Below are 11725 nucleotides of genomic sequence, written 5' to 3' on the forward strand. Positions count from 1 at the left end.
GATATTCATGAACAACTCTACTGAAGCCCCTTTTTATACTCTTCGTGGCCTTGACCTGTTGGGATGGCGAGATATGCAGCATGCGCTGGATTATCTCTATGCGGGGGGGCAATTGCGCCAGGGGACATTAGTGGCGATTAATGCAGAAAAAGTGCTGACGGCAGAAGATGATGAGCAAATTCGCGGCCTTATTGCGGCAGCGGAATACAAATACGCCGACGGCATCAGCGTCGTTCGCTCCATCCGGAAAAAATACCCTGAAGCCGTGGTTAATCGCGTAGCGGGGGCCGACCTGTGGGAAGCCTTGATGGTGCGGGCGGGTCAGGAAGGAACCCCGGTATTTTTGGTGGGCGGTCAGCCCGATGTCCTTGCACAGACCGAAGCTAAGCTACGACAGCTTTGGCAGGTCAATATTGTCGGCAGCCAGGACGGGTATTTTACCGATGCACAGCGGTCAGCCTTGTTTGAACGCATTCGGGAAAGTGGGGCGGAGCTTGTTACCGTCGCGATGGGCTCGCCACGTCAGGAGATCCTGATGCAGGCGTGTCGAAAGGTGCATCCTCATGCGCTTTATATGGGCGTGGGCGGAACATATGACGTATTTACCGGACGAGTAAAGCGGGCACCTAAGGTCTGGCAAAACGTTGGACTGGAGTGGTTATACCGGCTGTTATCCCAGCCAACCAGAATCAAAAGACAGCTCAGACTGCTTCGCTACCAGCGCTGGCATCTGACCGGCAAGCTTTAAACCTTTCAACGCGCTCATTCGGGCGCGTTTTGCTTTCTCTGCACGATTTTCAACCAGACTTATTCCAGTTTGTTACGCAGTTATTTGTAATTTTGTAAAAAATACGGAACCATTGCGCCCACTCGATGCAGTGCCGTAGTGATGTTGCGCCAGCAAATCTCTTGCCGACGCTGCATGGCCTGTTATTGACCCTGGCAACAACCAAACACAATAACCGGTAAAAACCGGAGTAAAGCAAACACAATACAGAGGATTTATGGCAGAGAAAAAAGCAGAGCTGCAGCGCGGGCTGGAAGCTCGACACATCGAACTTATCGCCCTGGGGGGAACCATTGGTGTTGGCCTGTTTATGGGCGCCGCCAGTACCCTAAAATGGGCCGGACCGTCGGTACTGCTGGCGTACATTATTGCGGGCCTGTTCGTGTTCTTTATTATGCGTTCAATGGGAGAAATGCTGTTCCTTGAACCCGTAGCCGGGTCGTTTGCCGTCTACGCGCACCGCTATATGAGCCCCTTTTTCGGCTATCTGACGGCCTGGTCTTACTGGTTTATGTGGATGGCGGTTGGCATCTCCGAAATTACAGCGATTGGCGTCTACGTCCAGTACTGGTTCCCGGATCTTCCTCAGTGGCTTCCCGCCATTTTTGCGGTAGGGCTTGTGGCGCTGGCAAACCTTGCGGCAGTCCGCCTTTACGGGGAAATCGAGTTCTGGTTTGCAATGATTAAAGTGACAACCATCATCGTGATGATTGTCGTTGGCCTGGGCGTTATCTTTTTCGGTTTTGGAAATCATGGTCAGGCGACTGGCTTTAGCAACCTTACGGAGCACGGTGGCTTCTTTGCCGGCGGCTGGAAAGGCTTCCTGACCGCGTTGTGTATTGTTGTTGCTTCCTATCAGGGCGTGGAGCTAATCGGTATTACCGCCGGCGAAGCGAAGAACCCGCAGGTCACCTTACGCAGTGCCGTAGGGAAAGTGCTGTGGCGTATTCTGATTTTCTATGTGGGTGCGATTTTCGTTATCGTCACTATTTTCCCGTGGAACCAAATTGGTACTACAGGTAGCCCGTTTGTACTGACCTTTGCCAAAATAGGCATCACTGCGGCGGCAGGGATTATTAACTTTGTTGTTTTGACGGCGGCATTGTCTGGCTGTAACAGCGGTATGTACAGCTGTGGACGTATGCTGTATGCCCTGGCGAAAAATCGCCAGCTCCCGGCCAAAATGGCGAAAGTTTCCAGCAGCGGTGTGCCCGTCGTTGGGGTAGCAGTTTCTATCGGTATTTTGCTGCTCGGCTCCTGTCTGAATTACATTATTCCAAATCCACAGCGCGTTTTCGTTTACGTCTACAGTGCCAGCGTATTACCGGGCATGGTGCCGTGGTTTGTGATCCTGATTAGCCAGATTCGCTTCCGTAAGGCGCACCGTGAAGCCATTGCCAGCCACCCGTTCCGATCTATTCTATTCCCGTGGGCAAACTACCTGACTATGGCGTTCCTTGCGTGTGTGCTGGTAGGAATGGGCTTGAATGAAGATACGCGGATGTCGTTGACGGTTGGCGTCGTTTTCCTTGCTGCCGTGACGTTGGTTTATAAGGTGTTTGGCCTGAATAAGCATGCCGTTAGTGAAAAACTGAACGGATAAGCACCAGGATGCACAAAGCATAACCAAACGCGCAGTTTTGCGAGTATTTTATTGAAATAAGCACTAGACAGCTGAGCACGAAGCCCGTATTATCCGACCCCGCAACGGCGCTACGCGCCCGTAGCTCAGCTGGATAGAGCGCTGCCCTCCGGAGGCAGAGGTCTCAGGTTCGAATCCTGTCGGGCGCACCATTTATTATAATGGCGCGAGAGCTGCGGTGGTATCATGTACCGCGTGAAAGTTTTACAGTGGTGGCTATAGCTCAGTTGGTAGAGCCCTGGATTGTGATTCCAGTTGTCGTGGGTTCGAGTCCCATTAGCCACCCCATTAATTTAGATGTATGCGAAGGTGGCGGAATTGGTAGACGCGCTAGCTTCAGGTGTTAGTGTTCTTACGGACGTGAGGGTTCAAGTCCCTCTCTTCGCACCACACCTAAATTAATCAGCAGTAAAAGCAGTATTTCGGCGAGTAGCGCAGCTTGGTAGCGCAACTGGTTTGGGACCAGTGGGTCGGAGGTTCGAATCCTCTCTCGCCGACCAAATTTTAAAAGCCCTTCTGAAGAAGGGTTTTTGCTTTCAGCCTGAAGCCTTAATAAGCTTTAATGCGTTGAACGCGGAAGTAAAAGCAGTATATCGGCGAGTAGCGCAGCTTGGTAGCGCAACTGGTTTGGGACCAGTGGGTCGGAGGTTCGAATCCTCTCTCGCCGACCATTTTAGAAAAGGCCAGCTTTCGAGCTGGCCTTTTTGCATCTGGATATCAAAGAGGATGAGAATCTCCGAAGGAGGTTTGAGCCGAGCGCAGCGAGACAACGTTGCTTCAGCAACGGCCCGCAGGGGAATAATCCTCTCTCGCCGACCATTTTAGAAAAGGCCAGCTTTCGAGCTGGCCTTTTTGCATCTGGATATCAAAGAGGATGAGAACTTCCGAAGGCGGTTTGAGCCGAGCGCAGCGAGACAACGTTGCTTTAGCAATATCCCGCAGCGGAATATCTCCTCTCGCAAATTCCCGCGGTCGCAAACCCACTCTTGTCATTCTGCCGCTGAAATTGTCGCTTAGGTGCGACAACCGGGTGATTTTATGTCTTCAAATGGAGACATTTAATCTCATGTTTTTATTTGATTTTTTTATTCAGGCCACAGTTTGTCTCCTGGGGGAGACAGTTTATTTCTGCCGGTGCAGGCCGGCGGGAAAGCCCGGGGGAGAAAGCTTTGCGGCGCTAATACTATGAAAATACTAATTTTGGTAGTTGAGTCCGTTTCTGCATGCAAACCTGGCATGTATTGTGCAATAATAAACGCGTAGATGCTCATTCCACTTCTTATGTTTGCCTCGGCTTCATAAACCCAGGAATGACGCAGAGCCAATTACGGTGCTTATCGTCCACCGACAGATGTCGCCCCCATGGGGTCTCATCGAACACCCTGGACATAACGTTGAGTGAAGCACCACTTAGTTGTCAAACAGACCTGTTTTAACACCTGCCTTTTGGCAGGTGTTTTTTTTTGCGTGGGGAAAAGAAAAGGACGGTAGAACACCGCCCTGGGGATCAGGTGTTAGAGGGTGTTTGCAGGGTGAGCAGCAGGCCGTCACGACGCATGAGAGCTGCTTCTTCAGGCTTATGTAGTTTGTCGAGAGAGTCTGCCAGCCAGGCGTAATCGTAGGCATCCGGGCGCTGTTTAATCGCCTCACGAAATGCATCACACGCCTGTTGCCATTCGCCATGTTTCATCCACAGTTGTCCGAGCGTACTCTGTAGCAGAGGGCGATCGCCCTGAGTTTTGATCTGCTGGCGCAATGCTTTCTCTAACTGTTCTGGATTACCTGACTTCAGACGCGGCATCAGCATGACCAGACGATCGTCATACTGGCGCTTCAGTCCGTCAAGGATAATCTCCTGGGCGGTGTCGTGGTCATCACACTCAATAAGATGCTCTGCCATGGCTACCTGCAGCGTGGTCTGGTGGCGCGTTTTGCGGCTTTGGTTACGCCACCAGGTCTTGAGGCCTTCGTTACCCTGCCCGGCCATCGCCTGATCCATAAGACCGATCCACGCCTGCTGTTGCAGCGCATCGCGGTGGGCTTCATCACCAATCTGCACTTTTTCCATGGCCGGCAGAATATCCAGCAGGGAACTCCATGCGCCGGTGCGCAAGTAAGCTTGCTCAGCCAGACGAAGTACTTCAGGATGGCGCGGCGCAATTTCCAGAAGCTTATCAATGCCGTGGCGTGCGGCATGGTTTTCATTGCGGGCAAGCTGCAGGCGAACGCGAGTGATTTCGACCGGGAGCTGATCGTTATCCGCCAGTTCGGCTGCGCGCTCTAAATGCTGGTTCGCACGAATTTCATCGCCACGCTGCTGTGCCGCTTCGGCGGCCAGTAAGTAGTTGACCACGGGCTGTTCGGCGTGATCGGCATTCTTACTCATCAGCTTCTCGACCTGCTGATAATCGCCTTCAGCCAGTTTCAGCAACGCGGCTTTGGTTTGCTTACGGGCGCGGCTGCGCTTGCGACCCAGGAACCACCCACGGGTACGGGCGCCGGTACGGAAAATGCGACGCAATACCCATTCAATGGCAAACAACACCACCATCGTCAGGATCAGAATAATAACTAACCCGGTTACGCTGGTTTCAACGTTGTAGTTATCGGTCTGGATTAAAACATAGCCCTGATGGCCTGCCAGCATTGGGCCCAGCACGATACCGGCAATCAACAGCAGGAAGAGCAATAAGACTTTAATCATACTTATTCCCCCTGGCTTACGGCAGGAGCCGGCTGAGTCGGTGCCGCTTCTGGCTGTGCGTTATTGGCTACAGGATTTGCCGGCTGGGTAAGCAAATTGCGAACCCGGGTTTGCATCAGCTTTTCAAGCAGCGCCTGGCTTTGCAGCGATTGCGGAATATCCATATGAATACTTTGCTGACTCAGGCCGTCAAGCTCCTCAAGGAACGCTTTGGTGGCGGAATCATTGGTGTCGTAATAGGCGCGAACCCATGTCGAAACGTTATCCAGCGCCTGCTTGTAAGTATCTTCCTGATGGCGTGGCACCGCCTGTGCGGCAACCAGCAGGCGGGAGCGGATATTTTCGCGCAGGTAGATATCCTGATTCGGCGCCAGCAGCGGAACGGCGGTTTCATCGCGGCGGCGGATAGTAATAAAACTATCCATAAAACTGTGCCAGCTCTTCACCAGGTTCTGGCGCCATTCGGTGATGGTGCCCGACAGCTCGCTGCTGTCAGAGTCCATCGGGGATTCATCGCTGTCGTTGTCGGCCAGACGCAGGTTGTCCAGGCCGTTAGAGAGCTGATTCAGCTTGAGAATGATCCCGTCGTAGTCGACCTGGGTGATTGTCGACAGCGTTGAAATATCGTCGGTCAGCGCGCGGCGAGCGGTTATCAGACTTGGATCGTTCATATCCGCCAGGCTGGCATCAGCGCTTTTCAATAGCGCGGCGGCCGTTGTGACGTCCTGATCGCTCCACAGTTTGCGGCCTGCCAGCTTAACAAGGAAATCGGCCTGTGCCAGCAGCCAGGTTTTGGCGTCGCTGCCGGAAATCGTCGCGACTTTTTGCTGCACTTCGTCCAGATGACGGGCCAGCGCAGCCTGCTGTTTGTTCGCGTCGCTAAGTGCGGTCGTCTGCTGTTTTAGCGCCGCTTCAAATTCGCTTTTTTGTTCTTCTTGCTGTTTTTGCAGGTCAATCAGCTGATTTGCCAGCGCATCGCTGGTGGCCGTCTGAGTAGATGCCTGGTGCTTACCATAGCTATAAAGTCCGCCACCTAATGCCAGGGCGATGGCGATCGCAATTGCTCCCAGCGCAATACCCGCAATGCCAGAACGATTTTTCTTCGTCATGGGCTCAGAGTGTGATGGCGTCTCCGCCGAGGGTGTCGTTTCCTCAACTATGGCGGAGGAAGTATTTTGTTCCGTCATTGTGGCGTCCTGTTATTGTTAGGTGTGTTGTAACGCACGAAGCAGCGCGTCATTGTCCGCAGTCGCGGCGACCCGAATATTCTGCCAACCCAATGCCCTGGCAAGGCTTGCCAAACGCTCGCTGACAACCAGCAACTGACAACGAAGCAACCAGTTCTCGCGATACCAGTCAGGCGTCAGCGTATAAAGCTGCTGTAGCATTTCGCCGCTGGTCACGACCAGCGTTGAGATCCCCCGGGCGTGCCAACGGTGGGCTTCTTCTGTTCCATCGTAAATAATAGCGCTTCGCTGATAGCACTCACAGAAACTGACGTCGGCTCCTCGCGCTTCAAGCGTTTCGCCCAACAGTTCGCGTCCGCCATTACCACGTAAAATCAATGCGCGCTTACCAGCAACATTTTGTAATTCCGGTAATTGTAGCAAGATTTCGCTGGTTTCCCGATCTTGTGGATAGCGAATCGGAATATGGCTGACGGTATGAAAAGCCAGTGCGGTAGTCCTGCCGATAGCGAACCAGCTGAGATTGTCCGGCCACGGGATGCCGTTCCGGCGCAGAAGTGGGGCGGCATAGTCTATGACGTGCTGTGAGAGGACAAAGACCAGATCGCCTGGCGCAAGCGCCGTAAGCCGGGCTGGAAGCTGCGATAGCTGCAGACCGGGCGAGAACTCGATAAGCGGGAAGCTGTAAGCCACCTGCCCGAGTGCGCGCAGTCGGCTCACTAACGCTTCCCCGGCTGGGGAGGGGCGGGTGACGAGGATCGTCATGCGGGAGCGTCTCCATCATAAACGTCGGCAAGTATTTCTCTGGCGCCGTTATTCAACAGCTCTTCGGCCAGAGATATCCCCATGGCCACGGCATCTTCCGGCTTACCTCGACGTTCACCACGTACCATGATGGAGCCGTCCGGTGCGCCCACTAATGCACGTAGCCAAAGCTCGTTATCTTTCAGCTCGGCATAGCTGCCGATCGGCACCTGACAGCCGCCTTCAAGGCGCATATTCATCGCACGTTCGGCGCTAACGCGAACGGCGGTTTCATGGTGATTCAGCGGTGCCAGCAGCGCTTTGGTGCGTTCATCGTCCAGACGACATTCGATGCCGACGGCACCCTGGCCGACCGCGGGTAAAGACACTTCCGGCGGCAGGGCGTAGCGAATGCGATCCTGCATCTCAAGGCGATTTAGCCCGGCGACGGCAAGAATAATGGCATCGTATTCGCCTTTATCCAGTTTACCGAGGCGGGTACCAAGATTGCCGCGCAGGGAGCGAATCACCAGATCTGGACGCTGCTCGGCTATCTGACACTGACGGCGCAGGCTTGAGGTGCCCACAATGCTGCCGGCGGGTAACTCATCCAGCGTTTGATAATGATTGGAAACAAAAGCGTCGCGGGGATCGTCGCGCTCGCAGATGGTGACCAATCCCAGACCTTCAGGGAATGCCACCGGCACATCTTTCAGGGAATGGACGGCGATGTCCGCGCGCCCGTCCAGCATTGCCAGCTCCAGCTCTTTAACGAACAATCCTTTCCCGCCGACTTTGGCAAGCGGCGTATCCAGCAAGACATCGCCGCGGGTGACCATGGGCACCAGCTCAACGGTGAGCTGCGGGTGAAAAGCTTCAAGACGTTGCTTAACATAATGTGCTTGCCAGAGTGCAAGGGGACTTTGGCGAGTGGCAATTCTGAGTATATTGTCTAACATGCTTGTTACCGTAATTATCGTCCACCGACCATCCTACCACTCTTAGCGGAAGGCTGTCAGGTTCGGCGGTTTTTCCGGCAACAGAGGGACGTGATTCGTATTATGGAAGAAACAGCCTGTGGCCAGGGCATCTACCACTTTGGTAGCGCATCTTTCTTTACGGTCAACAGGCAAGGTGTTAAATTGATCACGTTTCCAGCAATTGCTGTCCCGATCGTTTATAATAACGGGGACAACAACCAGGAAACGGGTTTTTTTCGTAATACTGAAACCATCAGGCGATACGTCTTGTACCTCTATATTGAGACACTTAAACAGAGACTGGATGCCATCAACCAACTGCGCGTAGATCGTGCGCTTGCTGCTATGGGGCCTGCCTTCCAACAGGTCTACAGTCTACTGCCAACGTTATTACATTATCATCACCCGCTGATGCCGGGTTACCTTGACGGTAACGTTCCCCGCGGCATTTGCCTCTACACGCCTGATGAAACCCAACGCCATTACCTGGACGAGCTTGAACTGCAGCGCGGCATGCCGCCTCAGGAGACGCCTGCGGGCGAACTGCCGATCACCGGCCTCTATTCTATGGGCAGCACCTCCTCCGTGGGGCAGAGCTGCTCTTCTGACCTGGATATCTGGGTTTGCCACCAGGCCTGGCTCGATAACGACGAGCGCCAGCTGCTGCAGCGGAAATGCAGTCTGCTGGAAAGCTGGGCGGCTTCCCTCGGCGTTGAGGTCAGTTTCTTCCTTATTGATGAGAACCGCTTCCGCCACAACGAAAGCGGCAGCCTGGGCGGTGAAGACTGTGGTTCTACCCAGCACATCCTGCTGCTGGACGAATTTTATCGCACAGCGGTACGTCTGGCCGGGAAGCGCATTCTGTGGAACATGGTGCCGGGCGATGAAGAAGAGCATTACGACGATTACGTGATGAGCCTCTATGCGCAGGGTGTCCTGACGCCTAACGAATGGCTGGATCTCGGCGGTTTAAGCTCGCTGTCTGCGGAAGAGTACTTTGGTGCCAGCCTGTGGCAGCTCTATAAAAGCATCGACTCGCCGTATAAAGCCGTGCTGAAAACGCTGCTGCTGGAAGCCTATTCCTGGGAATATCCGAACACGCGTCTGCTGGCAAAAGACATTAAACAGCGCCTGCACGACGGCGAAATTGTCTCCTTTGGCCTCGATCCGTACTGCATGATGCTGGAACGCGTTACCGAGTACCTGACGCAAATCGAAGATCATGCGCGTCTGGACCTGGTTCGCCGCTGTTTCTATCTGAAAGTTTGCGAAAAACTATCACGCGAGCGAGCCTGTGTTGGCTGGCGCCGTGAAGTACTTAGTCAATTGGTGAAGAGCTGGGGTTGGGACGAAGCGCGTCTGGCGATGCTGGACAACCGCGCAAACTGGAAAATCGACCAGGTCCGCGAAGCGCACAACGAACTGCTCGACGCGATGATGCAAAGCTACCGTAATCTGATCCGCTTTGCGCGCCGCAATAACCTTAGCGTTTCCGCCAGCCCGCAGGACATCGGCGTATTAACGCGTAAGCTGTATGCTGCGTTTGAGGCGCTGCCGGGCAAAGTGACGCTGGTAAACCCGCAGATTTCCCCGGACCTCTCCGAACCGAACCTGACCTTTATCCATGTGCCGCTTGGCCGTGCGAACCGCTCTGGTTGGTATCTTTACAACCGCGCGCCGAACATGGACTCCATTGTCAGCCATCAACCGCTGGAATATAACCGTTATCTTAATAAGCTGGTGGCGTGGGCCTACTTTAATGGCCTGCTGACCTCGCGTACCCGCCTGTTTATTAAGGGCAACGGTATTTGTGATTTGCCGAAGCTGCAGGAGATGGTGGCCGATGTCTCCCATCACTTCCCGCTGCGGCTCCCGGCGCCGACGCCAAAAGCGTTGTATAGCCCGTGTGAGATTCGCCATCTGGCAATTATCGTCAACCTTGAATACGATCCGACGGCCGCCTTCCGCAATCAGGTTGTGCATTTCGACTTCCGTAAACTGGATGTGTTCAGCTTCGGCGAGCAGCAGCAGTGCCTGATTGGCAGCGTTGACCTGCTGTATCGCAACTCGTGGAACGAAGTGCGTACCCTGCACTTTAACGGCGAGCAGGCGATGATCGAGGCATTAAAAACCATTCTCGGGAAAATGCACCAGGACGCCGCGCCGCCGGATAGCGTCGAAGTCTTCTGCTACAGCCAGCATCTGCGTGGCCTGATCCGCACTCGCGTGCAGCAGCTGGTGTCTGAATGCATTGAATTCCGCCTTTCCAGCACGCGCCAGGAGCCGGGCCGCTTTAAAGCGCTGCGCGTCTCCGGGCAGACATGGGGCCTGTTCTTCGAGCGCCTGAATGTCTCGGTACAAAAACTGGAAAACGCCGTTGAGTTTTATGGTGCCATCTCGCACAACAAGCTGCATGGCCTGTCGGTGCAGGTTGGTACCAACCAGGTACAGTTGCCGGCGGTGGTGGATGGCTTTGCCAGTGAAGGGATTATTCAGTTCTTCTTTGAAGAAGCCAGTGAAGACCAGGGCTTCAACATCTATATCCTGGATGAAAGCAACCGGGCGGAAGTTTATCATCATTGCGAAGGCAGCAAAGAAGAGCTGGTGCGCGACGTCAGCCGCTTCTACTCCTCGTCCCACGATCGTTTTACCTACGGCTCAAGCTTCATCAACTTCAACCTTCCGCAGTTCTATCAGATTGTGAAAACGGAAGGGCGGGTGCAGGTCATTCCGTTCCGCACCCAGTCAATCACACCAGCCGCGCCGGTTAATCAGGACGATAACTCAGCGCCGCTGCTGCAGCAGTACCAGCCGTAATCAGCGGAAGCTAACCGTTTCACCCGCCTGCTGCGTGCTGGCTTCTTCCAGCAACTGCCAAAACTCTGCGCCGCTCCGGTCGCAAATCCATTCGTCCCCTTTGAGATTGAAATGGTAGCCGCCGCTTTTGGTGGCCAGCCAAACCTGATGCAAAGGCTCCTGGCGGTTGATAATGATTTTGCTGCCGTTTTCAAAGCTGATGGTCAGCACGCCACCGTTGATCTCACAATCAATATCGCTATCGCCGTCCCAGTCATCCAGGCGCTCTTCAATCGTGCGCCACAGGTTATCGGCTAAAAGGTGAAATTCGCTGTCGTTCATGTCTGCTTCCTGTTGGGATTTCAGGGCAGTATAAGAGCATCGCCGGGAATTAGAAACTGCGGCTCAGGTATCATCAAGGCCTGTCATGCCCATTTGCTTCATCTGCGCCAGACAACCTGGGGCGCCGGGGATCGGTAGTGAGAGGGACCCGGTCGTTCCCGAACGGCTGGCGAAAACCAGAGATTATTTTCTTGCCCGGTTTGCTGACAGGTGATTTTCAGCTGTCTGGATGATGAAGAGTATTGCTTTTCAGGGTTCACCTGCGATGATAGACGGCAGAATAGTGAATCACAGGCTACCCGATAATGAAGAAGATTTTCTGCCCTCTAGCTTTGGCACTGACGCTTGTCAGCCTCACCGGCTGCGGCCTGAAGGGGCCTCTGTATTTCCCTCCGGCTGATAAAAAAGCGACGCCGACAACGCATAGCACAACCGTTGAACAACCTGTCCAGACGGCACCCGTCCGCAACGGTCGCGGCATTGATGATGCGCCGACTCAGGTTATTTACTAGCTAAATCGTGCTTTGTAACCGCGCTAATGGA

Annotated in this window: 9 protein-coding genes, 5 tRNA genes and 1 other RNA gene; 10 read left to right on the forward strand and 5 right to left on the reverse strand. The window is 54.1% G+C overall.

Going from position 1 to position 11725, the window contains the following annotated elements:
• Positions 1–7: 7 nt before the first annotated feature.
• From wecG to F3J29_RS21675, 8 genes are all read left to right on the forward strand, one after another.
• Entirely contained in the window at positions 8–748 is a 741-nt protein-coding gene (gene wecG / locus F3J29_RS21640; RefSeq protein WP_166869178.1) for a lipopolysaccharide N-acetylmannosaminouronosyltransferase, read from the forward strand.
• Positions 749–1004: 256 nt separating this feature from the next.
• A complete protein-coding gene (gene thrP / locus F3J29_RS21645) occupies positions 1005–2390 on the forward strand; it encodes a bifunctional threonine/serine APC transporter ThrP (protein ID WP_166869180.1) in 1386 nt (461 codons plus the stop codon).
• A 114-nt stretch (positions 2391–2504) separates the two neighbouring features.
• Positions 2505–2581: transfer RNA gene (locus tag F3J29_RS21650), tRNA-Arg, on the forward strand.
• Positions 2582–2641: 60 nt separating this feature from the next.
• Positions 2642–2717: transfer RNA gene (locus F3J29_RS21655), tRNA-His, on the forward strand.
• A gap of 15 nt (positions 2718–2732) precedes the next feature.
• Positions 2733–2819 (forward strand) — tRNA-Leu (locus F3J29_RS21660).
• A gap of 33 nt (positions 2820–2852) precedes the next feature.
• Positions 2853–2929 (forward strand) — tRNA-Pro (locus tag F3J29_RS21665).
• A 94-nt stretch (positions 2930–3023) separates the two neighbouring features.
• Positions 3024–3100, forward strand: a tRNA-Pro gene (locus F3J29_RS21670).
• Between the two features lie 34 nt (positions 3101–3134).
• Positions 3135–3248, forward strand: a non-coding RNA gene (locus tag F3J29_RS21675) — RtT sRNA.
• Positions 3249–3936: 688 nt separating this feature from the next.
• On the opposite strand, the gene hemY is transcribed toward F3J29_RS21675, so the two are convergent.
• The 4 genes from hemY to hemC are packed head-to-tail and all read right to left on the reverse strand — an operon-like array spanning position 3937 to position 8023.
• Positions 3937–5133, reverse strand: coding sequence for a protoheme IX biogenesis protein HemY (gene hemY, locus F3J29_RS21680; protein WP_166869182.1), 1197 nt, complete (start codon positions 5131–5133; stop codon positions 3937–3939).
• A gap of 2 nt (positions 5134–5135) precedes the next feature.
• Positions 5136–6320 carry a uroporphyrinogen-III C-methyltransferase gene (gene hemX / locus F3J29_RS21685; RefSeq protein ID WP_166869183.1) on the reverse strand — a complete coding sequence of 395 codons (1185 nt, stop codon included), beginning with the start codon at positions 6318–6320 and terminating at the stop codon, positions 5136–5138.
• Between the two features lie 18 nt (positions 6321–6338).
• A complete protein-coding gene (gene hemD, locus F3J29_RS21690; protein WP_166869185.1) occupies positions 6339–7085 on the reverse strand; it encodes a uroporphyrinogen-III synthase in 747 nt (248 codons plus the stop codon).
• On the reverse strand, positions 7082–8023 hold the full coding sequence (gene hemC / locus F3J29_RS21695) for a hydroxymethylbilane synthase (protein ID WP_166869186.1): 942 nt from the start codon (positions 8021–8023) through the stop codon (positions 7082–7084). The genes hemD and hemC overlap by 4 nt, the downstream gene beginning before the upstream one ends.
• Before the next feature lie 288 nt (positions 8024–8311).
• Here hemC and cyaA point away from each other — a divergent pair, with 288 nt between their 5' ends.
• Positions 8312–10861, forward strand: coding sequence for a class I adenylate cyclase (gene cyaA, locus F3J29_RS21700; protein ID WP_166869188.1), 2550 nt, complete (start codon positions 8312–8314; stop codon positions 10859–10861).
• Here the strand turns inward: cyaA and cyaY are convergent, their stop codons facing one another.
• Positions 10862–11182, reverse strand: a complete 321-nt coding sequence (gene cyaY, locus F3J29_RS21705) for an iron donor protein CyaY (RefSeq protein ID WP_166869190.1) — start codon at positions 11180–11182, stop codon at positions 10862–10864.
• 305 nt (positions 11183–11487) lie between these two features.
• Between cyaY and lptM the strand changes: the two genes are divergently transcribed.
• Positions 11488–11694, forward strand: a complete 207-nt coding sequence (gene lptM, locus F3J29_RS21710) for an LPS translocon maturation chaperone LptM (protein ID WP_166869192.1) — start codon at positions 11488–11490, stop codon at positions 11692–11694.
• The last annotated feature ends 31 nt before the right edge of the window (positions 11695–11725 follow it).

This window comes from Enterobacter sp. Cy-643 (assembly GCF_011752815.1).
Classification (GTDB): domain Bacteria; phylum Pseudomonadota; class Gammaproteobacteria; order Enterobacterales; family Enterobacteriaceae; genus Cedecea.